Consider the following 26,967-nt stretch of genomic DNA (forward strand, 5'->3'; position numbering starts at 1 on the left):
ATGACTTTGCTATGATAGCGCTATAGCTTAAATAAAGAGATTGCCATTATGTCTGCTCGCCTTTCTAGCGTAGAAGAGATCACCCATCAAGCGTATGATATTTTTTTACAGTTAGCACCAGAGAATTTATCGGAACAAGATATTCAGCAATTTAACGAGCATCACGGAGAGTATGGTTTCATTGAGGATAGTGAGCCAGATGATGATTGGCAGCAGTTTGTTTCTTTGGAAATTGAACCGGAGCACTTTATTCAAGTTATAATCGGAATTGAATATGAAGATGGCGACGAAGTTTTTGCACGTATCTTAATTAGCCGTGATATGGATGCTCCATTTTGCCATGTCTTATGGAAGCAAGAGAAAGCACAATTAGAACAGTAAAATAACAGAGTGAAGTAGAAAATCAGTATTGTGTCATACATCAAATTAGCAGGTTACGCTTATCTAACTGCATGTAGTTTTCAGTCTTGGGCTGTCGACCCATTTGAAGAGTTTCATCAGTACGGAGAATTATCCGACGAAGAAATACATAAGTTGCATCAAGGTGAAGTGTTGTACGGAGATATCGAGTTTGGCTTGATAGCCAATAAAGGTAACACACGAAGTACAGCGTTTAAGTTAAAAAGTAATGTGTATCAAGATTTTGAACATTGGCGCAATCACTTCAAACTCGATGGCCTGTATAAAGAAGAAACAGATTCAGATACAGATAAATCGGATGTATCTGCTTCACGCTATTATATTTCCGCGCAAGGGAACTATAAAATTGGACGTGATAATGAGTCTTTGTTTATCTATGGCGATTACAATAATGATAAGTTTAATGGCAAAGCATATACAGGGACTGTAGCACTGGGGTATGGCAACCGGATATTCCAAGGTACCAAAAATACCGTCGACTTCGATATCGGACCTGGATTATATTTATCTAAAACAGCTCATGATGTGGTGCTTGAACCCGACGTAGACCGAACTCAGCACGGGCAATTGCTGAGGGTGTCATTGCAATGGGAAAGAACAGTATCTAAGCAGACTCGATTTAACCATGATCTTAGTATTGAAAAGTCATTATCAGGATTAAATAGCAGAGTATTTAGTGAGACGGCCTTGGTGAGCCAAGTAATGGGGGGGGTGTCATTAAAAGTGTCTTATACCTATAGATATAATTCCCAGCCTGAAGAAAACAAACAAAAAGTAGATACCGAATTAGGTGTTACTTTGGTTTATAGCTTTTAATAGGAGCAGAGATGTACCAACATACACAATTAGCATGGACTATCTGGGGAATTGTCGCCTGGATTGCAAGCTTTTTAGCGATGGCAATCGTGCTGATGGGTAACAATGCAGCTATCTTACTTTTCGCAGGCGTTTTGTTGTTAGTGGCAGTGGTGTTCTACGGTTTAACAATTAAAGTAGACCAAAAAGCGCAACAGCTATCGTGGTGGTTTGGACCTGGGGTTGCGAAGAAATCATTAAACTTTGACGAAATATCGTCTATAAAAGCGGTAACGAATACGTTTCGCCATGGTGTTGGTATGAGGATCACCAATGATGGTTGGGTGTATTCTGTTTCAGGCTTTCGTGCAGTTGAAATAACACTGAATGATGGAATGAAGTATCGGTTGGGAACGAATGATCAGGCTGCACTCATAGATACGATGAAAGATAAAGTAATTATCGAGCCAAAACTGAGTGAAGAAGGAACGACCGATGAGATCGAAACTCAGTTGAAAAAACGTAAAAAAGATGCGTTTGATATGAATTAACTAGTCATTGCTAATGTGTTTAAAACGCGCACCTGGATGGTGAGCGTTTTAAATTAAGGCTTAGTGATCGTGACCACACCCACCATCGCCATGGACGTGGCCATGACTTAGTTCATCTTCAGTCGCATCACGCACTTCTAAAATTTCTACGTCAAAATGTAGAGTAATCCCTGAAAGAGGGTGATTTCCATCAACGATGACTTCTTCATCTTGAATATCAATGATCATAACCATTTGATCACCGTCATCAGTCGATGCTCTAAACTGCATACCGACCTCAATTTCCATACCATCAAACATTGATTTAGGTACCGCTTGCATTAGGTCATCATATCGCTCACCATAGCCTTGCTCAGGCTCAACGGTCACACTTAAGGTATCACCAGCTACTTTGTCTATGATTGCATCTTCTAAGCCTGGAATTAAGTAGCCTGTACCTATGATAAACAATAATGGCTCACCATCAAATGAATTATCAATTGTGTTTTTGTCATTATCCAGTACTGAATAATGCATTTTCACTACTTTGTTTGGTGCGATTTTCATAATATTTCCCGTCTATTTGTCATCTTCTAGAGAATATGGCAGAGGTAAAATTGACATAGATACCTCTGGCGAGTGCTTAGCACGTAATGTCGATGTAACATCAGTGTCATTAGGTAGTACAGCTAAAGCACTATATTTTTGTGTTTTGGAATTATAAACTTGATTGATAATTTTTCCTGCTCGACGCCAGTTTTCACCTAACTGTATTTCCACATCAGTTTCACTGAACGCTTTGTCATTGGAGCCTTGTAGAATATACATAGCACGCTTGTTTTTACCTAAGTAACGCATGCGCGCAACCGTTTCCTGGCCGGTATAACACCCTTTTTTAAAGCTTATTCCACCAATTGCTTGCAAGTTAATCATTTGTGGGACGAACTCTTCAACCATTCCATCACTTAACTGCGGCTCACCCGCAATAATCGTTGCCTCTGTAAAGGCATGGTGCTCATCACTTAATGTGATTTCAGCAGGTAAATTGAAATGTTCATCAACGTAAAGCACGATACGGTTTTCATCCAAACGCAGTGCTTTTTGATTGGCGAACTCACATGCATTTGAGTTTGCGAAGTTTAAGCCGAGTAATTCACATGTTTTAGTTTCGTTGTCAGTTAATATCCCTATGATATTTGGAGAGGCTAAATGATGAATATCCACTTGCGCGAACACACCATATTTTTTTAGCTCTCGTGCTGATGCCGCAACTTCACTTTCAGAGCCCATCATAAAAAAATGATCATTAAATTTAAACACTCTGAATGCGCCCCAAAGCTTGCCCTTAGGGCTACAATGACCTGCCCACATAAATTGTTCATCAGTGATTAGATTCATATCTTGCGTTAACTGGCCATGCAAATAACTTAGTTGCTCTTGACCTGAAATAGAAATCAGCTGATATGGCAACTGAAAAGCGCGAGTGAGCGACATAATATAGATCCCTATAAATTGAGTTTTTTAATAATAACGCATATCCAGAGTGTCATAAATGGATGGTGATGATTTAACAACAGATATGAGAGCTTTATTTGGTGATTTAAAGTAAAGCGGTGTATTTCTATACATATTCTAAGATATAATCTTAAACTTAAGAAGGTGATAAGAAATTAATTTTTAGGGGTGAATAATGGCTGAGCTTTTTTCTAAATCTCGCACAAAGTGGGCTTGTCGTCGGGGTATGTTAGAGCTTGATGTTTTACTTGGGCCATTTGTTGACGAAGCGTATGATGCATTGTCAGAACATCAAAAGTTGGTATTTCAACGATTACTTGAAATGGAAGACCCGGACTTGTTTGCTTGGTTTATGGGCCATGAACAATGTCCTGATGCAGAGCTAAATACCATGGTGCAATTAATTCTTGGCAGAGTCCGCGTATAGATTTGAAGTAGAAAATAATGTATTAGACCATCGAACAATCGTGGTCTTTTTTGCATGTCTAAGTTTTCTATTCATTTTGTTATTCCCAACGGTTGTGGTGATAATCAGCAATATATTATGTTGTATATTGGGGTGTGTGATCAGTATCAATACACTGGAAAAGAAATTCATTACATCAGGCGTGATAAACCTCAGTATTTCAAAAAACTATATTAGTTGGCAAACCGGTGAACAGGTTATAGAAGGCAAAGTTAGCCGGGCGAAGTTGTACTTAAATGTACTTGTTTTGGAAGTGAATAACTTTGACCATTCTCAACAGTTGTGTGTTATACAGTCTGCGTTGACGACACAATCGTGGAGACGATTGTGTCGTGTAAGTTTAAACTGTTCAAGCTAAGGTGTTAAAATGGTTGGTTCTGGGTTACTGCTTTGGTCTGGGTAATCCAATGTATAATGCAAGCCTCTGCTCTCTTTTCGTTCTAGTGCACTGCGAATAATTAACTCCGCAACCTGAACTAAATTCCTAAGCTCTAATAAGTTATTGCTGACTCTAAAATTAGCATAATACTCGTGGATCTCTTGATTAAGTAACTCAACCCTGCGCAGTGCTCTTTCAAGTCGTTTAGTTGAACGAACGATACCAACATAGTCCCACATGAACAAACGTAACTCATGCCAATTATGCGTAATCACCACTTCTTCATCTGAGTTACTTACTCTACTTTCGTCCCATTCAGGCAGCATAGGAGGGGCGGGCATAGTGTTAAGTTTAAGTAAAATATCTTTGGCAGCGGCATGAGCAAATACAATACATTCGAGTAGGGAATTACTCGCCATACGATTGGCGCCGTGGAGACCTGTATAGGCGACCTCTCCAACCGCATATAAATTACTTAAATCAGTACTGCCATTAAAGTCGGTGATTACACCACCACAAGTGTAGTGTGCTGCAGGTACTACGGGGATTGCATCCTTGGTTATATCTAACCCAACACTTAAACATTTGGCATATATCGTCGGGAAATGCTCAATGATAAAGTCTTTATCTTTATGAGAGATATCTAGGTAAACACAATTCGCACCAAGACGTTTCATTTCATAATCAATCGCGCGTGCAACGACATCCCGTGGTGCAAGCTCTTCTCGTTCGTCAAAATCGGGCATAAACCGAGTACCGTCAGGACGCTTCAATAGCGCTCCTTCACCGCGCATGGCCTCAGTAATAAGAAAGTTTTGTAGCTCTGGGTGATATAAACTGGTTGGGTGGAATTGATTAAACTCCATATTGGCGACTCGACATCCTGCACGCCACGCCATAGCAATACCATCCCCACTCGATACGTCAGGGTTTGAAGTGTATAAATATACTTTGCTAGCTCCGCCTGTTGCTAACGCTACAAACTTTGCTGAAATGGTTTCTACTTGTTCGGCAATACGATTGTAGACATAAATACCATCGATCTGTTTCTTATTATTTTTGTTCGGAATTAAGTCAATGGCATTGAATTGTTCACATACAGTGATATTTGCATGACTTAATACTTGACTGACTAATGTGGTTTGCACAGCTTTACCGGTCGCATCGGCGGTGTGCAATATACGACGGTGACTGTGGCCTCCTTCCCGTGTTAAGTGAAAGCGTTCTTTACCTTTACTGTCAAATTCCATGTCAAATGGCACACCTTGCTCAATAAGCCACTTTAAGCAATTTTTAGCATTACTAGCAGTATAATGAACCGCTTCTCGGTCGCATAACCCCGCTCCTGCGGCCAGCGTGTCATCTACGTGGGATTCAATGCTGTCATTTTTTTTATCGAATACTGCGGCTATTCCACCTTGAGCATAGAGTGTTGAACCTTCTTTTAGCGCACCTTTGCTGACAACGGTTACGTGGCAGTGGTTTGCTAAAGATAGAGCTAAGCTTAAACCGGCAGCACCGCTGCCAATAACAACTACGTCAGTGTGATGGTGTTTTATTTGTTTCATGATCTTCGCTTTTTCTATGCGTTTCATTCAGCTATATGTACATATCTGCTATGATACAACTAACTTGACGTCAATACTGAATATTTTTATTAGCATTTAGTGCTGATATATACGTCTAGACGTGTAATTTGGACTTATTTTAAAAAAAAATATAAAAAAAACAGAACTTTTTATTTATAACTTAGTCAGAGTAGCTGTGATTAATGGCAATAGTGATTAAGTAATAAATTATAACAATGAGGAGTACCGGCTCGAATGAGCGAGCAGGATTTGGATTTAGAACTGGTTAAGCGGGTTCAGCAAGGAGATAAAAACGCCTTCAACCTTTTAGTTGCCAAGTATCAGAATAAAGTAGCGGCTTTGATCTCTCGTTATGTGTCGAATCATGGCGATGTAGCGGATGTTGCACAAGAAGCATTTATTAAGGCTTATCGTGCATTGCCGAACTTTCGGGGAGATAGTGCATTTTATACGTGGTTATATCGTATAGCTGTTAATTGCTCGAAAAATTACTTGGTATCTCAAGGGCGAAAGCCGCCAGCCAATGATGTCGATGCAGAAGAAGCCGAGTTTTATGACGGCGCAGAGCAACTTCGCTCTAATGCATCACCAGAGAATTTGTTGTTAAGTGAAGAGGTTAAATCAGTGATATATCAAACTATCGATGGTTTGCCTGATGACTTGAAAACCGCTATCACCTTGCGAGAAATCGAAGGGATGAGTTATGAAGAAATTGCGGTGATTATGGATTGTCCAGTAGGGACAGTGCGTTCTCGCATTTTCAGAGCTCGAGAAGCGATAGACAATAATTTAAACCCATTAATAGGTGAATCCTAACATGACAAAAGCTAACCACACTGCATCGCGTCAAGAAGTAGCGTCTCGAGTGCTAGATGGTGACTTACCGTCGAATGAGCTATCAGTGGCACAACTTGATACTGAAAAGTTTGTTCGCTATGCCCAGATTGGGGATGTAATGCGTGAACGCCAGGGTGGGCTCAATATTGATATTACTGCAAGCGTGGCTGCAGCGTTAGAGAGTGAGCCATGCCATAGTGTTCCAGTGGGGTCGCAGGTTGATGTTCAAGATAATGGGACAAAAGTAATTAAGTTAAACGCTTGGCAAAAGCCGCTATCACAAATGGCTATTGCTGCGAGTGTCGCGCTTGTTGCTATTGTCGGAGTGAATACAATGCCGCAGCCAAGTGGTGAAAATACAGATAACTTACCTGTATTCCAATCAACCCCATTGGCAGGTGGAGTGTCTCCAGTGAGTTTCTCTTCAGAGCAACCTGCTTTGGAAAGCGCCGAAAAAGGCTTGCGTGAGCTACAACAGCAGCGTATAGGTGCTCTCGTTTTAGAACATCAAAGACAATCAAGAGTAGCGTACTCTTTGCAAAAGCAGATACAGCGAGCAGATGAACAGCCAGAGGAAAAGAAGTAATTAAATGAGATTAATTGGCTGTATTTTAGGTTTATTTTTTACATTTATTGCAAACGCTAATAATGTAACGACAGCAGAGCAGCTTTTACACAATATGGCAAAAGCTGTTCATACTAGGAACTTTAACGCATCATTCGTTGTTTCTAAGGGTAAGGGGATGGAACCTTATCGTTGGATACACGCAAAACAAGGTGATACAGAACTTGAATTATTAAGTTTACTGAATGGTGCTGGCTTAGAAATGGTAAGAGTGAATGACCGTGTAACTTACTTTGAACCCCAGTCGCCTCCTTACTCGATAAGTACAGACTCAATCGCGGGGCCTATTCCGGAAGTTTTATTTAAAGATATTTCTTCTTTACTAGAAAACTATGATTTTGTGCTGGGCGGTAAAGGACGAGTTGCTGGCAGGCCTTCACAGTTGGTACGAATAGAGTCAAAAGATGAGAGTAAATATAATTATTGGTTATGGATTGACACACAATCGTCATTACTTTTGAAAGCGGCTTATGTAAACCAACAAGGTGACCTTTTAGAGCAGTTGTTATTAACTCACATAAGTGTCACTCCTGAGCCATCATCTCAACTTCTTGAGCTACAACAGAAAGAATTTCCAGCACCATTACCAATGCAAACTGTCAATGAGCAAGGTAGCACAACGAGCAATTGGGTAATTGGATGGTTACCTCAGGGGTTTAAGTTACTTAAATCAGACAGACATAAATTGGATTTAAATAACGAATTAGCCGATTACTACTTATACTCTGATGGTTTAGTTGATATTTCGGTGTTTGTGCAGCGGCCATTACCAGGACAACGCGCCAGTGGTGCGCTCTCTTCAGGCGCGACTACAGTATATGTGCATAACTCAGGTGCTTTTGATGTATCAGTTGTCGGTAATATCCCTGCGTTGACAGCAAAGAGCATTGCTGAGTCGGTACAACGACCTTTATGATTGAACAGACTCTACAGGTAGTGTCAGTTGATGGCACTACCGCATATTTACAAGCTGAGCAAAAGCCAGCTTGTGCCGGCTGCAATGGTAAATGTGGCTCTCAAATATTTAGTAAACTGTTTGGTACTCACAGCAAAACCTTTCCAATTGAACTTGAACATGTCGTAGAAGTCGGTCAACAGATACGTCTGTCATTAGATGATAGACATATTGTGCGCAATGCTTTTTTTGTATATATGTTTCCATTGTTGGGGGCATTTTTTGCTTTGTTTATCGGCGCAGTCGGTTTTAGCGTACCTGAACCTTGGCAAATATTTTGTGCTGTGATAGGTGGGTTTTTAGGCTTTTTAATTGCTAAACAGCAAGTTAAACGCTTGAAGCATGAAGTTAGATTGGTGAAAGTTTATCCAATTAGTATTCCTCTGACGCAAATAGATGGTGATTGCGGCAAATAAAAGGTAAAATCTCGGCTTTATTATAAACCATGACTTACAGAAGTTTAGAATCCAGTATATGAAGCATATCCGTAACTTTTCTATCATCGCCCACATCGACCACGGCAAATCAACGCTTTCAGACCGTTTGATCCATGTCTGCGGTGGCCTTACTGACCGTGAAATGCAACAGCAAGTGCTGGATTCGATGGACATCGAACGTGAGCGCGGCATTACCATTAAAGCGCAGAGTGTAACGTTAAATTACACTGCGAAAGATGGTGAAACTTACATGTTGAATTTTATCGACACACCAGGACACGTAGATTTTACTTATGAAGTGTCTCGTTCTTTAGCTGCTTGTGAAGGTGCTTTACTTGTAGTTGATGCAGGGCAGGGGGTCGAAGCGCAAACGTTGGCAAACTGTTACACCGCCATCGAAATGGATTTGGAAGTCATTCCAATTCTGAATAAAATTGATTTACCGCAAGCAGATCCTTTGCGTGTTGCTGAGGAAATTGAAGACATTGTTGGTATCGACGCATTAGATGCGGTGCAATGTAGCGCTAAAACAGGCATCGGTATTGATGATGTACTGGAAAACATTGTACGAGATGTACCACCACCGGAAGGTGATCCGGAAGCGCCGTTACAAGCACTAATTATCGACTCTTGGTTTGACCCGTATCAAGGGGTTGTATCATTGGTACGTATTAAACACGGTGAATTGCGTAAAGGCGATAAAATAAAAATAATGTCGACAGATCAAACGCATATTGCGGATCATGTTGGTATTTTTACACCAAAGCAAACGAATACCGGTATTTTAAAAACAGGTGAAGTTGGCTTTGTTATTGCGGGTATTAAAGACATTCATGGTGCGCCTGTGGGTGACACAATTACATTATCGCAAAATTCAGCGGTTGAGCGTTTACCCGGTTTCCAACGAGTTAAGCCTCAGGTTTATGCGGGTATGTTCCCAATAGCTTCAGATGATTATGAAGCATTCCGTGACGCCTTAAATAAATTAAGTCTGAATGACGCATCGTTATTCTTTGAACCTGAAAGTTCAACAGCACTGGGTTTTGGTTTTCGAGTCGGTTTCCTTGGCATGCTCCATATGGAAATCATCCAAGAACGACTAGAGCGTGAATATGATATGGATCTAATCACGTCTGCGCCGACAGTAATTTATGAAATAGTAACAAAGGATGGTACTATTCAAATTGATAACCCGTCTGACTTACCTGCTGTGAACGACATTATTGAAATGCGTGAACCAATGGTTGAAGCAAATATCCTAGTACCGCAAGAGTACTTAGGTAATGTTATTACACTGTGTGTAGAAAAGCGTGGTTCGCAAACAAAGATGGCATACCACGGAAAACAAGTTGCAGTAACTTATGAGTTGCCTATGGCTGAAGTGGTTATGGACTTCTTTGATAAGTTGAAATCAACCAGCCGCGGCTTTGCTTCACTAGATTACAACTTTAAACGCTTCCAAGTATCAGACATGGTAAGAGTAGATATACTTATTAACGGTGACAGAGTTGATGCGTTGGCTATTATTGTCCATCGCGATGGCGCGCAATCAAGAGGCCGCCAACTTGCCGAGGCACTTAAAGAACTAATCCCACGGCAAATGTTTGATATAGCAATTCAGGCGGCAATCGGTGCTCATGTTATAGCAAGAACAACCGTGAAACAGTTACGTAAGAATGTAATAGCAAAATGTTACGGTGGTGACGTGAGTCGTAAGAAGAAGTTACTTCAAAAACAAAAAGATGGTAAAAAACGCATGAAACAGTTAGGTAATGTAGAAGTGCCTCAAGATGCATTTTTAGCCATATTAAAAGTAGGCAAATAACAGGAATTTTTAGATGGCTGGCTATTTTTCAGTATTATTGGTGTTAATTACGCTAGGTTCAGGCCTCATTTGGTTGTTGGACCACTTATTATATGCACCGAAAAGAAAAGAACGTATCGCGCTTGCACAAGGGAGCAGTGGCACACTTTTAGAAGATGATGTAATCGCTGAGATAGCACCTGAACCTGCAATTGTTGAAGGGGCAAAGTCGATTTTCCCAATGATTGCCGCCATCACAATTTTCCGGTCGTTTATTTTTGAACCATTTCAGATCCCATCAGGGTCAATGATGCCAACGCTACTAGATGGTGACTTTATTCTAGTACAAAAGTTTACGTATGGTATTAAAGACCCAGTTTGGCGTTCTCAACTTGTTGAAGTAGGCGAGCCAGAGCGGGGGGATGTAACGGTGTTTAAGTTTCCTCTGGACGAGCGTATTGATTTCATCAAACGTATAATTGGTTTACCAGGGGATCGTATCGTTTATCGTAATCGACAGTTATACATTCAGCCAAAGTGTCAAGAGGGGCAAACTCAACAAGGCAATTTGGTGTGTGGCGAGTATAATAAGATTAAGTTAGACATTGTAAATCGTGATGAATATAAGCAAGGCTCAATGCAACTGGTACGTTTGACAGAAGATTTACCAGGTGTACAGCATGATATACTCATTAACCCACAAGCATTGGAATTAACTGAACGTTATTACCAGCAGCAGGGCACCCGAAAAGATGAATGGGTAGTACCTGAAGACAGCTACTTTGCAATGGGTGACAATCGCAATAATAGTCAAGACAGCCGTATGTGGGGCTTTGTACCTAAGGCAAACTTAGTCGGTAAAGCCGTATTTATTTGGATGAGTTTTGAATTTGATAATGGCCCAGATAGCCTATTACCAGGCTGGGTTCCAACTGGTGTTCGTTTTGAACGCCTAGGTAATATTCAGTAGCAATGAAAAGAAACGTAGCAGAATTATACAGTAAGATAGGATATCAATTTAATAACGAAGCATTGCTTGAGCAAGCTATGACGCACCGAAGTCATAAAGGCCAGCACAATGAGCGCTTAGAGTTTTTGGGCGACTCAATTTTAAGTTTCGTTATCGCTAATGCCCTATATGAGCAATTCCCAAAAGCGCGTGAAGGCGATTTAAGTCGGATGCGTTCAACTTTGGTTCGAGGTCAAACCTTGGCTGAATTTGGTGTGGAATTTAACTTAGGGGATTACTTAAGGTTAGGTCCTGGGGAATTAAAAAGTGGAGGGTTTCGTCGCGAATCAACACTTGCCGATGCAGTTGAAGCAATTATAGGCGCTGTATTTTTAGATTCAGATATTAATAAATGCAGTGACCTTATCTTGCATTGGTATCAGTCTCGGTTAGATGCCATCTCTCCAGGCCATAACCAAAAAGATCCAAAAACTTTATTGCAAGAATATTTGCAGGCACGCAAACTTCCGTTGCCAGGCTATACGGTTATCGATACAAAAGGTCAAGCACATAATCAAACATTCACGGTAGAATGTATTGTTGAAGGAATGGATAGTATTATTTCAATCGGTAGCTCACGTCGAAAGGCGGAGCAAAAAGCTGCCGAAAAAGCATTGAAGATCATAAAAAATGACGCCTAATACGCACTGTGGCATGATAGCCATCGTTGGTCGCCCAAATGTTGGCAAATCAACACTCTTGAATCAAATTGTTGAGCAAAAAGTGAGTATTACATCACGTAAGCCACAAACCACTCGCCACCGTATAATGGGTATTCACACAGAAGACAATTATCAAGCTGTCTATGTTGATACACCAGGGCTTCATATTGAAGAGAAGCGTGCTATAAACCGTTTAATGAACCGTGCAGCATCAAGTTCTATCGGTGACGTTGAGCTAATTATCTTTGTTCTAGAAGGTACGCTTTGGAATGCTGATGATGAGATGGTCTTAACCAAAGTCATGGGCAGTGGTCGGCCTGTTTTAGTGGTAATGAACAAAGTTGACCAAGTAAAAGATCATGAACTTGTTTTACCGCATATGCAATGGTTGAGTGAGCAGGGGAACTTCGCCGGTATTATCCCTGTTTCTGCGAAACAAGGCAAAAACATTGATATGGTAAAAGAAGAAGTGCGTAAGCGTTTACCTGAATCTGAGTTTTACTTTCCTGAGGATTATGTAACCGACCGCTCAATGCGTTTCTTGTCAGCTGAAATTGTGCGTGAAAAGCTGATGCGTTTTATGGGAGATGAGTTACCTTACTCAGTGACTGTTGAAATTGAACAGTTTAAATGGCAAGACAATGGCGTGTGGCAAATTAATGCGTTGATCTTAGTTGAACGTGAAACCCAAAAGCGTATGGTGATAGGTAACAAAGGCGAAAAGCTTAAAGTTATTGGCCGTGAAGCGCGCAAAGATCTGGAAGATATGCTTGATAACAAAGTCTTTTTAGAGCTTTGGGTTAAAGTGAAGTCTGGCTGGGCTGATGATGAGCGTGCTCTGCGTAGTTTAGGTTACGGAGAAGAATGATTGCATAGCGACTTTCGGCAAGCGTATTTATTGCATCGACGTCCCTATAGTGACTCTCAATTGATGCTCAATATGCTTGTTGAAGGCATTGGTCACCTCACTATGCTTGCTCGTATCAAGGGTAAGCAATCATTGAAGCATAATGCCCACCTACAACCCTTCGGGTTACTCCTTTGTCAATATGCCGGGCGATATGATCTAAAGTACCTTAATAAGTTTGAACTGGCCTCAGAACCTTTGCAGTTATCGGGTAAACTATTGTATTGTGGCTTTTATTTAAATGAACTGACCTATCGTGCAATACCGTGCAATGAACCATTAGAGCAAGTTTTTGAATTGTATCAAACCCATTTAACATTGTTGGCTAAGTGTGATGATATTGAGCCTATTTTACGAAGTTATGAATTTCAATTGCTGAGTATGTTAGGGTTTGGTTTAGAATTTGATTATGATGCACATGGTGAACCTGTGAGTGCGAATTACTCGTATCAATATGTTGCCGAGCTTGGGTTCATTCGCACTGATCAGCCTCAACTGGGTTTTTCAGGTGCTGTGCTATTGGCTATGGCGGAACATGATTTTGCTAAGCAAGCAGTACGCCAGCCAGCAAAACACTTGAGCCGATATTTATTAAAACCGCTTTTAGGACATAAAGCCTTAAAAAGCCGAGAACTTTTTATATCAAGGTAGAACAATGAGAGATATTTTATTAGGTGTTAATGTTGACCACATTGCGACATTACGCCAAGCGCGTGGTACCCGTTACCCTGATCCAGCTCATGCGGCTTCTGTTGCCGAGCACGCTGGTGCGGATGGGATCACGATTCATTTGCGTGAAGACCGTCGTCATATTCAAGACCGAGATGTTTATGTTATGGCGCAAACCATCCAAACTCGTATGAATCTTGAAATCGCGGTCACTGATGAAATGATTGATATTGCATTGGAAGTAAAGCCGGCTTATGTCTGCTTAGTACCAGAAAAACGGGAAGAGCTAACAACGGAAGGTGGTTTAGATGTAGTGAGTAACGTCGAAAGAATCAAAAGTGCAGTAGGACAGCTTGCAAAGGCTGGTATTAAAGTGTCTTTGTTCATTGATGCGGATAATGCACAAATTGATGCAGCGAAACAAACAGGTGCGCCGTATGTAGAGATCCATACAGGCGCGTACGCTGATGCAGAAACAGATGCTGAGCAACAAATTGAACTAGAACGAATTCGTCAGGGTGTTCAATATGCAGATAAGCAAGGTATTATTGTCAATGCCGGACATGGTTTACACTATCATAATGTTAAACCGATAGCCCAAATGCCAGAAATATATGAACTTAATATAGGTCATGCCATCATTGCTAGGGCCTCGGTTGATGGGCTAGAAAAAGCCATAAGAGACATGAAACGTCTGATGATTGAAGCGCGACAAGCGTGATCAATTTTTTATTTATCTGCGACAAAGCCGACATTATGTCGGTTTTGTCGCAAATAAAAGCTGGCGAAAGCCACTTTGGTTACAATTAAAAACTAATCCTGAGCTGCTAAAGCGGTCTTAACGGCAAGCATATATTGTTCATCAGCTTTGGCAAACTGTGTAAGCATTCGTTGCTGAATATCTTCATTAGCCAAGTTTAACCCTCCCGCAATGTTGTCTGCTAGCTCTCGTTGCTGTACGGGGCTCATTAAGCGAAATAAATCACCCGCCTGCGTATAGTAATCTTCGTGATCTTGGTCATGTGGTTTGACCCATGCATTCTGTGCCAATGGCATTGGTGGTTCTGCGACTGCCGGGTCAGGGCTCGGGGCACCAGCATCAATTCTGTCGTTGGGGTAGAAGTTGACGTTGTTATTACCGCTGTTTGTGGGATCAGAAAATGGGCAGGCCCCTGCGAACGCACCGTCACGTTGGTAATTATGGACAGGACACTTTGGCGCATTAACAGGAATTTGATTTGCGTTTACACCTACACGGTATCGATGCGCATCTTGGTATGCAATTAACCTTGCTTGTAGCATTTTATCTGGTGATGCACCGATACCAGGCACCAAATTACTTGGAGCAAATGTCGCTTGCTCAGTTTCAGCAAAGTAATTATCAACATTGCGATTGAGTTCAAGTGTACCAACATCAAGCAGTGGCACTTCATTGTGAGGCCAGACTTTGGTTAAATCAAATGGATTGACACTCAGCGCCTTTGCTTGTGCTTCCGTGATAACCTGTAACTTGACTTTCCAACGGGGAAAATTACCTTGCTCAATGGCAGCCACTAAGTCTTGCTGTGCGCCAAATGATGGGTATTTATGTGCATCATCACTAGATACCGTTTCAATACCTTGTTGGGTTTTTAAGTGCCATTTTACCCAAAACCGTTCACCATCTTGATTCCAAAAGCTTAAGGTGTGTGAACCAAAGCCGTGCATATGTCGGTAGCTTAATGGAATGCCTCGGTCTGACATTAAGATGGTCATTTGATGTAATGATTGGGGATGATTTGCCCAGAACTCAAACATAGCAGCCGGATCGGGTAAGTTAGTTTTAGGGTTTTTCTTTTGAGAATGGACAAAGTCTGGAAACTTTATCGGATCATTAATAAAGAACACCGGTGTATTGTTACCAACCAGGTCAAAATTGCCCTGTTCGGTATAAAATTTCACTGCAAACCCACGTGGGTCTCGTGCATAATCACTTGAATCTTGGCCGCCCCCGACAGTTGAGAAACGGACGAATACGTCAGTTTTTTGCTCTGCTTTTTGTAAGAAGCTTGCGATACTATAGTGTTTCAACGATGTGTTTAACGTAAATGTCCCATATGCCCCAGTGCCTCTTGCGTGCACCACTCGTTCAGGCAGTCTTTCACGGTTAAAGTGTGCTAGCTTTTCAAAAAGCCTGAAATTATCAAAAGTAAGCGGGCCTTGCTCACCTGCAGAAATACTGTTGTTGTCGTCTGAAATTGGGGCGCCAGCCGCTGTAGTAAGAGTCGTTTTCATAATGCCTCCGCAATAGTGCTCAAGTATTAATTAGACCTAACGGTCTATGTTCAGTGGCTGCCATGACAAAATTAAGTAAGCTATGGGCTGTCCACACAATGCAGTATAGAGAGTCTATTGATATCTTATAAATGATATAAATAACTTATTGCAATCAATTTAATCGATGATGTTTTGTGATGTATGTTGTCATGTACATGTAAGTCATTGGAGGCGTTGATTTGTGTGGGGCTGCATATATTAATTATGTTGGTAAACTCAAGGTACTGTAAATGATTACCAGCATGGGTTAACTATGAAAAAGTGGCAGTACGCATTTTTGAAAAAGCAGGGGTTGCCAGCACATTATATCCAAGATGCTGAGCCGATACTGTCATGGTTCAACGCGGCGTATACTCATGCGCAAGTCCAATCTAACCGTTTACCGTTTTGTCTTGGTATTAACGGCGCACAAGGCAGTGGAAAATCAACTTTGGCACACTATTTAGCTCGCTCATTAGAGGCACAAGGATTAAGTATTGCAGTTGTCTCTTTGGATGATTTTTATTTATCTCCTGAAGAGCGAAGCATACTTGCTAAGCAACATCACCCGCTGTTGGCAACGAGAGGAGTGCCGGGTACCCATGCAATAAAACTTGCCATCGAAACTGTTCGGTTATTTAAAGCTCAAAAGGCATTTACTTTACCAAGGTTCGATAAATCACAAGATAGACCATTTCTTCCGAAGTATTGGCAAACGATAGAAGTACCGCCAGATATTCTGATCTTTGAAGGTTGGTGTGTGGGATTAAAATCAGAGCCCTTGGAACGGTTATGTCACCCTTGTAATACATTAGAGGCGCAGCAAGATACGCAGGGTAGGTATCGGCGTTACGTAAATCAATGTTTAGCGGCGGACTATCAGACCCTGTTTTCTTTAATTGATAAATTAGTGTACTTGAATGTTCAAACGTTTGAGCGTGTTTACCAGTGGCGGCAGCAACAAGAACAGCAATTAAAGTGTAAATCTGGAAAAGGCATGACTGAGCAAGAGGTTTCTCAATTTATACAGTATTTTGAAAGGCTTACTAGGTGGGGAATGACTTCGTTACCTGAGCAAAGTGATTTATCGGTTATCATGGATAGCACACATCGTTTCAATCTAACCTAACTCTTCATTCAATACAGCACTGTCTCGACCCGAAGTTATTTAGTATCACGTTTGCATTATTTCTAAGTTTTTGTTTTATATGCTTTTAAATATTAATGTGTCTTACCTTGTAGTCTTGGACGACATACGCGTCGGCAAAATATATGCTTTTCGAAAGCCATGAGTGGAGGTGTAGATACCAACTTTGAGGCAAAGAAACAGTAATTCAGTAATGCGGTTGTCAAGTGTAAATATAGGAACCGCTTTACCTTTACTCATAAAGCGTGTGTTTTAACGATAAAATGGAGTGACCAATGAGTGTAATGAAAAGCACCGAGTCAAAATTTGAAGATTTTAAAATAAATGTAAAGTTGAAGGTTTCAGCACTTTGGATAGCGGTCATGTTTTGCTATGTATATGGTGATTATATACAGATATATGTGCCAGGAATTATGGCTAAAGCAATGGAGGTGAATAGCAGTATTGAAACTCAACTCCAATTTCTTGCAGTGGCAGTACTTATGGTAGTCCCAAGTGTGATGGTGTTTTTTACATTGGTACTTAAACCAACAATAAATCGCTGGGTAAATATCATCGTTTCTATGTTATTTATACTCATGCTGGTTGCAACAAACTTGACTGAAACCTGGTGGTTTTACTTATTCTTAACAGTAGTTGAAGTGGCTATATCGGTTGCAATTGTACTATATGCATGGCATTGGCCGAAAACATGCAAAGCAGAATGATTTCTGAATAATAACGATCCGTCATAGAGGTTTAAAAATGAATATTCAAAAAGTAATCGTATTGTTTATGTGTTTATGTAGTGTTTTGAGCGGGGGGTCTGATGCGAGTGTAGAAAATGCAATTGAGGCTTTTGAAAATAATGAGCTTTCACGAGCTCAAAAATTGTTGTTACAGAATGACGAGCTCAGTTCTATTAAGTTCACTTATTTAGCGCGTATTGCCTTCGAACGCAATCAACTTGATGATGCTGAAAATTATATTATAAAAGCGATACAATTAGATGACAAAAACGCACATGCTCATTTTGTGTTTGCCGATATTGCTGCTAAGCAAGCGGACGCCGCGAGTGTTTTCAGTATAATGGGTTACCTTGAAAAGGTTAAACAAGGATTAACACTGGCGGTAGAATTTTCTCCTAATAATGTAGAATATCGAGAGTCGTTGATCCAATATCATATGCATGTGCCGACCATATTAGGAGGAGATTTAAAGGTAGGGTTAAAACATGCCCACGCACTGAAAAAAGTGAGTCCTTTGCTGGGCGCAACGGCATTAATTCAGGTGTATGGTAAAATGGGAGATGAAGAAAAGCTCAGTCAAATATCAAAATTAGGTATGCGAGATTTTGGTGATGAACCACAGTTTCATTATCAACTGGGAATATACCATCAAACCCAAGGACGTTATGCAGACGCGTTAGTATGCTTTCGCAAGGCGACAGAATTAGATACTAACACACCCGAACAATCTCGAGCGAAATACAGAGCATTATTTCAAATTGGTCGAACAAGTGTACTCAGTGAACGCGATTTAGATGAGGGAGAAAAAGCATTGAAACAGTATCTAAATGAAGCGGTAATTTCTAATAAAATGCCAACAAAGGAATGGACGAAATTTAGGCTCGCAAATATTTTAGAGGCAAAAGGTCTAAAACGCAAAGCGAAGCGTTTGTATCAGGACTTAGCGAATTATGTTGTAGACGGCGAGTTGAAAAAACAGCTAACGAAAAGAATAAAAAAGTTAAAATCACTTTAGTAACTCAGCGGGTGGTATTGGGAGGATATTTTACTTCAATAGGAAAGAGGAGCTAATGTTTAGCTCCTTATTTTTATCTAAAAACGACGAGTAGTCGATTGATATTGCAGTCCGATGTACTCGAGTCAAAGTTAATCGTCACTTCTTTATTTGCTGTGGCAGCAGTCAAGGCCGCACTGTAAATATTCTGTAAGCCAGCAGCTGTTACGCCATTTTTGTTGGCAGATAAATAGTAGTATTTGGGTATAGAACCATTTGTGCATTTAGCATGATCTTGTGTGAAAGTAAGTACAACATCTCCATTAGACTGAGGGTAAACTTTGTTGATTGTAGATGTATGCCATGTCGGTTCTGCACTTGCGAAACCAGATACACTGAGCAGGGCCGTGATAGCACATATGTTGCTTATTCTATTCATATTGACTCTCGTTTAAATTCAACTCCATTTTAGAGATGTCTGGGATGAGAATCAAACTTGCAAAAGCTATATATACGTATCGATGATCTTCAGGTATGAGGTAGGGCTGTAAAGGTGGTTATCAGAATTCCTATTTGCAGGCCTCATGCTCAAGGGGATTTTACACCTTGAACTTAAATTATATTGTATACAATTTACATTATACCTTTGTTTGTGTTACAAATACGAACGTTGTGTTTAAAACGAGTCACGGCTTTGGCTAGGGAACATCTGCATGGCCCAGAATAATTGACATCGTGTTTATTAAAAATACTGGGCTTATATTTGTTAATTTACGCCTGTATTACAGCTTTTGAATTTTATGTAATGCATTGTATTTAATAGCAATTAATGGAAGTAAATGATGTGTGTAATCAAATAAAGCATAAATATAAAACACGCTCAGTTTAAAGTGTTCATGCTAGAGAGGTTAGGTGTTGTTACTTGATTTTTACCGAGTCCCCCTAGGCTTTTAATATCAAGTGACGACTTAGCCTCTCTTAGACCGAAACATCAGCCCCTCTGAGCTATCGAAGATATTGAGTATTAAAATAACAATTAGAAGGAAAACCAAATGCTTTTTAGAACATTGACCTTATCAAGCGCAGTGCTGCTTGCATTATCCGGCTGTGGTGGGAGTAGTTCATCAACTGAAACAGTGATAGCTCCAGTAGCAGAAACACCCGTAGTAGATCCTCCAACTACAGCAGAAGTTGATTTCTCTAGCGCGAATGAGCCTGCCCTGAAACTGGATGTGGTGAAACTAAATATTAGTACTACAGAAGGACAAGGTCGATCGTATTATGTAGACGTGCCTGAAGATAGTGAAACGTTAGTAGTGAGTTTATTCACCGGTACAGCGAATAAAGATCTCGGTGACCCCGATCTTTATGTTAAATACGAGGAAGAAGCAAGCGCGGGTGCTGAAGGTACATTTGACTGCGTATCTTACAAAGGCACGAACAGCAATGAAGCATGTATTATCGATAAGCCTAAAGCAGGCCGGTACCACATATTTATTGATGCTTACGAGGGGGGGGACGCTGTTGATGCGTCAATGTTTGCGACGACAGAGCTGTTCAGCGGCAATGTAATGTGTGATGAACCTGTACGGATCCGCGCACAGTCAATGTCTGAAGCGGAACTCCATGATGCATGTGATATTGTTAAACGCACCAAAAGGGTGTTTGATGAAGTGTTACATTCAGGAATTACTCCTGAATTCCAACACGCCGTTGCAAATGACTTGAATGAAATTACCAATATTCATATTTTCGAAAGCTTATCAAATCATGCTGCTTGGGCTGAGCATTTGAGAAACACCAGTAATACCAGCGGCATTTATTTTGAGACATCTCCATCACAGTGGTGGCATAGTTCTGATATTTGGACTTTTGATGCTCTTGAGTGGAGTGGCGGACGATCAGTACTTCGATCATTTGCGCACGAATATATTCATGCATTAGATGGGCGATACAACAAAGAGGGCGGTTATAAAGGCAGTTTAGGTTGGTGGAGTGAAGGCCTCGCTGAATATTTGAGTACTTTCTATAATAGGTATTATTCACGTGTCTCAACTGCGAATAGTGAAGAGTCTTACACGTTAGCTGAAATCTTCGCTGGTGATGCAAATATATATTCGTGGGGACAACTTGCGGTTGCTTTTTTAATAGAGCAACGTTCTGACCTTGTGTCTCAAATGCTTGTTCATATGCGTGCTGGGCAGTGGGAAGAGTTTGACACCCTAATGGCAAGTATTGCTGCTGACAATCAACCTGCGTTCGAAAACTGGTTAAAGGTGACACTGACCGAGCAATATAAAGCAAGTGTCGAAGTTGTTGCACTTGGCGATTACCAACAGATTAATGGTCGTGGTGGTTGGTTATTTTCTGTGGATGTACCAGCTGGCTTACCTTCCGTAACATTTGCTACCTCAGGCGGCTCGGGGAATGTTGATTTTTGGGTTAAGAAAGGCGTTGAAGTTCATCCTTCTATCGATACTGAATTTACTTGTAAGTCAGTTACAGACAACACAAATGAGGAAAAGTGTGTACTCGCTACGCCTGAATCAGGCAAGTATTACATTGCAATTTCTTCAGACTTTATAGGGTCAGATATTATCGACCTTAATTTCACAGCATGTGCAGGTGATGAGTGTAGTGTTACGACTCCAGAGCCAGCCCCACTTGTTTCAGCCACAGAGCCTTACTTACCGCATTGGCCAGAAAAAGGGACTATTGGTACCTGTAGCTTAGCAGAAACCTACTATGATTCTGACAAAACAGCGGAAGATTTAACGATCACTAACCCAACTGAAAAGTTGGTGAAAGTGTATTGGTTAAATAGAAAAACAGGTGAGAAGTCGGGTGACTCTTATGCCACTTTAGCTAAAGGCGAAAGTTATACCGCAGATGATTGGGACGTGGGCCATAGGATCATGCTTACCGATGGTGCCGACAACTGTTTAGGTGTTGCATTATTGAATGAAGAGAACAATGCATTTGAAGTAACACAAGAGATGGTTAAAAATGCCTTAGATGTCGCGCCTCCACCGGTGATCCCAGATGCAACAGCCGAGATGGGGAGCTGCGATTTAGCAGTACCTTATTCAAGAACATCAGACGCAGCGCCTGACTTACAAGTTGTGAACACCATGACTTCAGCAGTTAAACTATATTGGATCAACAACAACACTGGAGAGCCGTTATTGACAACGACCTATGCAACACTAGCGCAAGGTGAAATCTATACAGAAACATTTTGGTCTGCGGGTGATCGCATGATGGTTGCAGATGAAAGTAATAACTGTATTGGTGTATTGGATCTCAATAATACCAGTAATGTTTTTGTACTTAAATGAGTTTTAGCCTAAATTGATGTTGCTTTAGTATTTATCAGTAAGTGCATCAGATGGGCTTGGAGTCTTACGGCATGGCGCTATAAATTTAGCGCCATGTTTTATATAAATTGTCGTGTATTAGAAGTGCCTGTCTAGCACAAAGATGAATATGAACGGCTATTTATTCATCTCTCTATGGTTTTATAGGAAGGGTGTTTTTACAAAATAGGGAGTTTAATTATAAACATGGCGCCACCAGAGGAAGATCTGGCTACACTAACTTCTCCGCCCAATTGATTAACAGCACCTTTTACAATAGCTAACCCCATGCCGAGCCCCCCGGTTTTTCTAGTACGACTGCTGTCTAATCGAGCATAGGGAACAAAAATAGTGTCGTGGTCATGCTTTGATATGCCTTTGCCATCATCTTCAATCGTTATTTTGAGCACACCTTTTGTACTTATGACTGTTATATCAACTTGTTGCTTAGCATGTTGCGCCGCATTTTTTAGCAGGTTATCAATAATTAACCGCAAGTGCGTTGAATTACAGTAAACGGTGATATTTTTGCAACAAAGGGTGTTAATACTTATCACTGAGCGCAGTGTAAGTTGTTCGACTCGGTATGCGATAAAACGGTTTAAATTAAACGTTTTGTTACCATCTTCTTTTACCTGCATGTTGAGTTTGGAGAATTGAATTATTTGTGTACAGAGCTCATCAATGTCGCAGATATATTGATCAATATTGTCAATTAAGGCAAGTTGTTCAGAGGTGAGACTGTGTTTTCTGAGGATACCAGAGGCCAATTGTATTCTACTAAGCGGTGTTCTGAGCTCATGTGGAACGGCTTGTGCAAAAATTTGGCTTTCATTCATTTTATTAGATAATGCAGTCGCCATACTATTGAAACTTGTTGCGAGAACAGTTAAAGGCTCTGAAAGGGGCTTAACCCGAGCGGCTAAATCGCCTTTACCAAATTGGTAGCTCATTTGGTTTAAGTGATTGATTTCTTTTTGAAGCTTTCTTATCGACAGGTATAAAACAACTCCGATCACTACGACAATAACAATCAAGACAATAAAAGGGGCATATACTTCTATATCGAAAGAGGAAGTAGGCAGAGCGTATTCTTGAAGCGAAAATTCTTGTTGTTTGTCTTTGATAATGAGTTTATCTGAGCTGTCCTCGACTGAATGAATAGATAATAAAGCTTCGTCTTTTAATTGATATACATCGGCGTTGTTATAGCGTGCTATAAAAGTGCAATGTGGACACGATAGACTGATATTGTCAGAACCTAACCAGATAAAATCAAAAGGATACAGTGAGTTATCAATACCGCGATAGAAAATATCCGCAGGTGTTTTGGTCATTTTCCTTTGGTTTTCCAATACATGCTTTACAAATAAAGTATCTGTTACAAAGTCAGCTATTGCATCCCGTTCATTCCACTTATCTAAAATAAAAATCGTCACGAAAACACTGCAAAAAATAGCCAAAAATAATAAGCCATATAAGCGGGTAAAAAACGGCATGATCAGCTTATTCATTGATGAGTAGATACCCTTTATTTCGAATTGTTTTGATCCGTTTATACGGTTGTTGGTCATCATTGAGCTTTTTTCTAAGTCCAGAGATACGCATGTCTATGGAGCGATCTGAGATCTCATAATGAATGCCTCTGAGTGCGTGAATACAATCCTCTCGTGATACTGTATGGCCTGCATTTTTGTGCAGCAGTGCGAGCAAATCAAACTCAGAGGTCGTTAAATTAACTAATGTGTTGTTTAATGTTACTGAGAATGTATCATAATTGATTTCAAGCGTATGAGATGTCTCATTGTCAGTCTCTATGACGTCAACGTATGTTCTTCTCAGTAGCGCTTCTATTCTGGCGGACATGATATGTGGTTTTACTGGTTTTCTTAGGTAATCATCTGCGCCGCATTTTAATAAGCTGACTTCACTAATATCATCTTCTCGGGCGGTTAATACGATTATCGGTCCAGTATAAAATGCCCGAGCCTGTTTACACACCTCAAATCCATCGACACTTGGTAACATTAAATCAAGCAAAATGAGGTCGGGAGATAAATGACGAATTGTGGTTATGGCTGTGTTGCCATCCGCAACCACGGTGGTTTGGTAGCCATCACTTTGCAAATACATCTCGGTTAATCGAGCAATTTCATGGTCATCTTCAATTATGAGTATGTGCACTGCGCCTCCGTATGTTGTGACAAATCGTGCATTATAGTGTACTGATTTTAGCAAAAGTTTCGATGCTTCTTACAAGCGCTTACAAAGCAATTTATGGCTTACATAGGCTTACGCATTCATGACCTCTTTTCTTATATGATTTTTGCTAAGTAACCTTAGGTTTGGATAAGGGTTTTGGAATAGGAAATGTTTTGAAAACAAACTTACATACAATCCAATGATGATATTTTGTTCAATATCAAGGCGCTTTTATGCAGTAATAGCGGGCTATTATAAATGAAAGCAACGCCGAGAGTGAGAAAAATAGCTTGATTGGGCAAATTCGCTTATCCAGAGCTGAGGTTAAGTATTAATCAAGAGGAATACCCATGAAGATAACCTATCTAAATTGCTTTTTAATACCATTTGCTGCGTCACTGTTATTCGGTTGCAATTCCAAATCCACGCCTAAAGGGACTGTGGTCTCGATTGAACCAACGCCACCGATAAACCAAGCGGGTAATACTGCCGGCCTTTCAATACAAACATTGGCACTTGGGATCAGTGAGATCCCGAGCTCGCTTGCAAGTACTTACACTAAAACGCTGAAATTTAATCGTTATACTCACGTATCAACGTCCAATAGCAAAGCAATTCATATTGTTGCTCAAGATCAGATCACGGATAATCAAATAGTACGAGCACGTTCTATTTTAGAGCACTTTTTAGCACCGCTGCCTGATTCAGAGTATGGCTCAGATAAAACGGCGGTGGCGAATAAAATGTCTGAAAATGGGGCAATATTATTGCTATTAAATGGGGTTGATGACGGTACAAATAAAGCGGCAGAACTTGATGGGCAACCACTTTATTTTGGTGAGATGCAGGTAGAAGGCCATCAGTGGTACATCACACAAGATTATGCTCATCGAGACGCTTCATATGAAGAAATACTTCATCTGGTACACGATTATGGTATTGGTGTTGATCAAAATACGGCATTTAATGGCGCATTACCGAGCTTTCAAGCCGAAATTCGCTCGGCGCAGATAGATGCACAGTCACAGAACCTTTGGGGTATGGGAGCTGCGGATTGGGTAACTGAATTAACCGCAGAGAATAGCTTATCGCAAGAATATTTAGCCGCCGTTGTGGATGTATATTACGGTTTATGGGGAGCAAATATGGAATTTCCTACAACTGGAATGCATGATTTATATGTTGCTAAGACACGCGAAGATATTGTGACAAAAGACCCACTGGGTGCAACATTAATGGATAATAAGTTTTTCGCTTCTTATTTAACGTATAACGCCAGAATAGATGAAAGTTTTACCGGAGACTTCAGCTTACTGTTTAACGCGAATTTGCCTTATACCCATCATGCACAATATTTAAAAGATGTGACGCTCACTGGCACCAACAAAAGCAATGTAATAGTGAATCAACTCAACAATCACATCACAGGAAACATAGCTGAGAACACGGTGATATTTTCAGGATCGTCAGTCGAATATCAAATTACCCATGCTAACACTTATGTAACGGTGGAAGATATGCGAGATAACCGAGATGGGACCAATACACTCATAGCAGTCGAAAAAATCCGGTTTTCAGATATAACATTGGATGTGTTGAGTAATTAACCATAAGGTTTGAATGAACACAATGCGTGAAGGTTTTTGTTGAGAATAAGTGAAGGTGAACGCACTAATACGGCATAAATACTGAGAAATTAAAGCAGTAAAAAAGGCGCATAAGCGCCTTTTTTAAATTATGTATTAGCTATCTATGTGATCTTCAACACCGACGATTAACCAAGGTGCATCTCCTGCCGTTTTGCGTTCCAAGTGCCATACTTCATGAATTGGCTCTTCTTGCATATCGCCTAAATCACGGTATTTACCTTTGAACATGATACTGATTTCCCATACGTCAGGTTGTGTATCTGCACGAACCATTTCGGCATCGATAAACATCACTTCTGTTGCTACATCACCTTGCTGTTCGCGCTCTTGCTTGAACTGAGCTACTAATTCAGCGCTTAAATACTCAGCCATTGTGGTGTAGTCTTTGCTGTTCCATGCGTTTTGTAATGTATGGTAATGTTGACGTGCACCTTGCAAGAAGCCATTTACATCAAAATCACGAGGTAGATTGAACGGCACATCCTGTTGTTGAGCAAAACCACCGGACGTTGATTGTTGTGCTTGAAACTGTTGAGGTTGGTTAAACGCTTGTTGCTGGTTAAATTGCGGTGCGCCAGCCATTTGTGGTTGTTGACGCTTTGCCATAAAGCTTTTGATGAGCTTGAAAATCACAAATGCCGCAATAGCAAGCATAAGCATTTCCATAAACTGAAAGCCTTCGAAGTCGTCGCCTAGCATTGATGCAATCAAACCGCCGGCAAGTAAACCACCAAGTACGCCCGCCATGATGCCTTTTTTACTTGATTTTGGCTTCGCTGTTTTATTTGCAGCCAAAGATTTAGTATCCACTTGCTTTTTTTGTGCGGTGGTACTGGTTTGGTGGGTTTTACCTGATTTCTTACTACCAAATTTTTTGCGGGCTTCAACGTCAAAGCTCGTGGCAAATAATAGTGAGATTAGCGAAAACAATACTATAAAGTTTCTCATAACAATCCTATAAATCTTAAGTCGTTAGGATTTTAAAGAAACTTGTCCA

The 26,967-nt window shown here is 40.6% G+C and carries 27 protein-coding genes; 19 read left to right on the forward strand and 8 right to left on the reverse strand.

Translation table 11 applies throughout. From position 1 onward, the window contains the following. The first annotated feature begins 45 nt into the window (after positions 1 to 45). The 3 genes from J8M01_RS11425 to J8M01_RS11435 are packed head-to-tail and all read left to right on the forward strand — an operon-like array spanning position 46 to position 1,766. Positions 46 to 381: an HI1450 family dsDNA-mimic protein gene (locus J8M01_RS11425; protein WP_192508577.1), complete on the forward strand. Its 336-nt coding sequence runs from the start codon at positions 46 to 48 to the stop codon at positions 379 to 381. Between the two features lie 39 nt (positions 382 to 420). After that, positions 421 to 1,236 carry a DUF481 domain-containing protein gene (locus tag J8M01_RS11430; protein ID WP_318782618.1) on the forward strand — a complete coding sequence of 272 codons (816 nt, stop codon included), beginning with the start codon at positions 421 to 423 and terminating at the stop codon, positions 1,234 to 1,236. 11 nt (positions 1,237 to 1,247) lie between these two features. Further along, positions 1,248 to 1,766 (forward strand): hypothetical protein, encoded by a 519-nt coding sequence (locus tag J8M01_RS11435; protein ID WP_211058070.1) that lies wholly within the window; start codon positions 1,248 to 1,250, stop codon positions 1,764 to 1,766. A 60-nt stretch (positions 1,767 to 1,826) separates the two neighbouring features. On the opposite strand, the gene J8M01_RS11440 is transcribed toward J8M01_RS11435, so the two are convergent. Together J8M01_RS11440 and J8M01_RS11445 are read right to left on the reverse strand one after the other, a co-directional pair. Further along, on the reverse strand, positions 1,827 to 2,312 hold the full coding sequence (locus J8M01_RS11440) for a peptidylprolyl isomerase (protein WP_210996750.1): 486 nt from the start codon (positions 2,310 to 2,312) through the stop codon (positions 1,827 to 1,829). Between the two features lie 12 nt (positions 2,313 to 2,324). Next, positions 2,325 to 3,239 carry a folate-binding protein YgfZ gene (locus J8M01_RS11445; RefSeq protein ID WP_211058071.1) on the reverse strand — a complete coding sequence of 305 codons (915 nt, stop codon included), beginning with the start codon at positions 3,237 to 3,239 and terminating at the stop codon, positions 2,325 to 2,327. A 196-nt stretch (positions 3,240 to 3,435) separates the two neighbouring features. On the opposite strand from J8M01_RS11445, the gene J8M01_RS11450 reads away from it, so the two are divergent. Next, positions 3,436 to 3,687: a succinate dehydrogenase assembly factor 2 gene (locus J8M01_RS11450; protein ID WP_192508075.1), complete on the forward strand. Its 252-nt coding sequence runs from the start codon at positions 3,436 to 3,438 to the stop codon at positions 3,685 to 3,687. 393 nt (positions 3,688 to 4,080) lie between these two features. Here the strand turns inward: J8M01_RS11450 and nadB are convergent, their stop codons facing one another. After that, a complete protein-coding gene (nadB, locus tag J8M01_RS11455; RefSeq protein ID WP_192508074.1) occupies positions 4,081 to 5,673 on the reverse strand; it encodes an L-aspartate oxidase in 1,593 nt (530 codons plus the stop codon). A 255-nt stretch (positions 5,674 to 5,928) separates the two neighbouring features. On the opposite strand from nadB, the gene rpoE reads away from it, so the two are divergent. Genes rpoE through pdxJ form a run of 10 tightly spaced genes read left to right on the forward strand, consistent with a single transcriptional unit; the run spans position 5,929 to position 14,320 of the window. After that, entirely contained in the window at positions 5,929 to 6,510 is a 582-nt protein-coding gene (gene rpoE / locus J8M01_RS11460) for an RNA polymerase sigma factor RpoE (protein WP_192508073.1), read from the forward strand. 1 nt (position 6,511) lies between these two features. Continuing rightward, positions 6,512 to 7,117 (forward strand): anti sigma-E factor RseA C-terminal domain-containing protein, encoded by a 606-nt coding sequence (locus J8M01_RS11465; RefSeq protein WP_211058072.1) that lies wholly within the window; start codon positions 6,512 to 6,514, stop codon positions 7,115 to 7,117. 4 nt (positions 7,118 to 7,121) lie between these two features. Continuing rightward, a complete protein-coding gene (locus J8M01_RS11470) occupies positions 7,122 to 8,072 on the forward strand; it encodes a MucB/RseB C-terminal domain-containing protein (RefSeq protein ID WP_211058073.1) in 951 nt (316 codons plus the stop codon). Beyond that, a complete protein-coding gene (locus J8M01_RS11475) occupies positions 8,069 to 8,527 on the forward strand; it encodes a SoxR reducing system RseC family protein (protein ID WP_211058074.1) in 459 nt (152 codons plus the stop codon). The genes J8M01_RS11470 and J8M01_RS11475 overlap by 4 nt, the downstream gene beginning before the upstream one ends. Positions 8,528 to 8,585: 58 nt before the next feature. Then, complete coding sequence (lepA, locus tag J8M01_RS11480; protein WP_192508069.1) at positions 8,586 to 10,373, forward strand: translation elongation factor 4; 1,788 nt, start codon at positions 8,586 to 8,588, stop codon at positions 10,371 to 10,373. 13 nt (positions 10,374 to 10,386) lie between these two features. Further along, positions 10,387 to 11,322 (forward strand): signal peptidase I, encoded by a 936-nt coding sequence (lepB, locus tag J8M01_RS11485; protein ID WP_211058075.1) that lies wholly within the window; start codon positions 10,387 to 10,389, stop codon positions 11,320 to 11,322. Positions 11,323 to 11,324: 2 nt separating this feature from the next. Next, a complete protein-coding gene (gene rnc, locus J8M01_RS11490) occupies positions 11,325 to 12,002 on the forward strand; it encodes a ribonuclease III (protein WP_192508067.1) in 678 nt (225 codons plus the stop codon). After that, entirely contained in the window at positions 11,992 to 12,891 is a 900-nt protein-coding gene (gene era, locus J8M01_RS11495) for a GTPase Era (protein WP_192508066.1), read from the forward strand. Before rnc ends, era begins: the two co-directional genes overlap by 11 nt. After that, complete coding sequence (gene recO / locus J8M01_RS11500) at positions 12,892 to 13,581, forward strand: DNA repair protein RecO (RefSeq protein WP_211050286.1); 690 nt, start codon at positions 12,892 to 12,894, stop codon at positions 13,579 to 13,581. A 4-nt stretch (positions 13,582 to 13,585) separates the two neighbouring features. Then, positions 13,586 to 14,320 carry a pyridoxine 5'-phosphate synthase gene (pdxJ, locus tag J8M01_RS11505; RefSeq protein ID WP_211058076.1) on the forward strand — a complete coding sequence of 245 codons (735 nt, stop codon included), beginning with the start codon at positions 13,586 to 13,588 and terminating at the stop codon, positions 14,318 to 14,320. Between the two features lie 92 nt (positions 14,321 to 14,412). On the opposite strand, the gene J8M01_RS11510 is transcribed toward pdxJ, so the two are convergent. After that, positions 14,413 to 15,873, reverse strand: a complete 1,461-nt coding sequence (locus tag J8M01_RS11510; protein WP_211058077.1) for a catalase — start codon at positions 15,871 to 15,873, stop codon at positions 14,413 to 14,415. 295 nt (positions 15,874 to 16,168) lie between these two features. Here J8M01_RS11510 and J8M01_RS11515 point away from each other — a divergent pair, with 295 nt between their 5' ends. The 3 genes from J8M01_RS11515 to J8M01_RS11525 all read left to right on the forward strand — a co-directional run bounded on the left by J8M01_RS11515 (position 16,169) and on the right by J8M01_RS11525 (position 18,784). Further along, positions 16,169 to 17,023, forward strand: coding sequence for a kinase (locus tag J8M01_RS11515; protein WP_211058078.1), 855 nt, complete (start codon positions 16,169 to 16,171; stop codon positions 17,021 to 17,023). A 293-nt stretch (positions 17,024 to 17,316) separates the two neighbouring features. Next, the gene (locus J8M01_RS11520) at positions 17,317 to 17,748 is read left to right on the forward strand and encodes a DUF6326 family protein (RefSeq protein ID WP_211058079.1); all 432 of its coding nucleotides are present in this window, start codon (positions 17,317 to 17,319) and stop codon (positions 17,746 to 17,748) included. A 37-nt stretch (positions 17,749 to 17,785) separates the two neighbouring features. After that, a complete protein-coding gene (locus J8M01_RS11525) occupies positions 17,786 to 18,784 on the forward strand; it encodes a tetratricopeptide repeat protein (RefSeq protein ID WP_211058080.1) in 999 nt (332 codons plus the stop codon). Positions 18,785 to 18,857: 73 nt separating this feature from the next. On the opposite strand, the gene J8M01_RS11530 is transcribed toward J8M01_RS11525, so the two are convergent. Then, the gene (locus tag J8M01_RS11530; protein WP_211058081.1) at positions 18,858 to 19,202 is read right to left on the reverse strand and encodes a hypothetical protein; all 345 of its coding nucleotides are present in this window, start codon (positions 19,200 to 19,202) and stop codon (positions 18,858 to 18,860) included. Between the two features lie 613 nt (positions 19,203 to 19,815). On the opposite strand from J8M01_RS11530, the gene J8M01_RS11535 reads away from it, so the two are divergent. After that, positions 19,816 to 22,101: a collagenase gene (locus J8M01_RS11535; RefSeq protein WP_211058082.1), complete on the forward strand. Its 2,286-nt coding sequence runs from the start codon at positions 19,816 to 19,818 to the stop codon at positions 22,099 to 22,101. Positions 22,102 to 22,298: 197 nt separating this feature from the next. Here the strand turns inward: J8M01_RS11535 and J8M01_RS11540 are convergent, their stop codons facing one another. Both J8M01_RS11540 and J8M01_RS11545 read right to left on the reverse strand, forming a co-directional pair. Further along, positions 22,299 to 23,633 (reverse strand): HAMP domain-containing sensor histidine kinase, encoded by a 1,335-nt coding sequence (locus tag J8M01_RS11540; protein WP_211058083.1) that lies wholly within the window; start codon positions 23,631 to 23,633, stop codon positions 22,299 to 22,301. Further along, positions 23,626 to 24,303 (reverse strand): response regulator transcription factor, encoded by a 678-nt coding sequence (locus tag J8M01_RS11545; RefSeq protein WP_348772746.1) that lies wholly within the window; start codon positions 24,301 to 24,303, stop codon positions 23,626 to 23,628. Before J8M01_RS11545 ends, J8M01_RS11540 begins: the two co-directional genes overlap by 8 nt. A 368-nt stretch (positions 24,304 to 24,671) precedes the next feature. Here J8M01_RS11545 and J8M01_RS11550 point away from each other — a divergent pair, with 368 nt between their 5' ends. After that, complete coding sequence (locus J8M01_RS11550; RefSeq protein ID WP_211058084.1) at positions 24,672 to 25,928, forward strand: hypothetical protein; 1,257 nt, start codon at positions 24,672 to 24,674, stop codon at positions 25,926 to 25,928. A gap of 135 nt (positions 25,929 to 26,063) precedes the next feature. Here J8M01_RS11550 and J8M01_RS11555 read toward each other — a convergent pair whose 3' ends face one another. Beyond that, positions 26,064 to 26,918 carry a TIM44-like domain-containing protein gene (locus J8M01_RS11555; protein WP_211058085.1) on the reverse strand — a complete coding sequence of 285 codons (855 nt, stop codon included), beginning with the start codon at positions 26,916 to 26,918 and terminating at the stop codon, positions 26,064 to 26,066. Positions 26,919 to 26,967 lie beyond the last annotated feature (49 nt).

Origin of the sequence: Pseudoalteromonas sp. MMG005 (genome assembly GCF_018101015.1) — a bacterium.
Lineage (GTDB): Bacteria > Pseudomonadota > Gammaproteobacteria > Enterobacterales > Alteromonadaceae > Pseudoalteromonas > Pseudoalteromonas aurantia.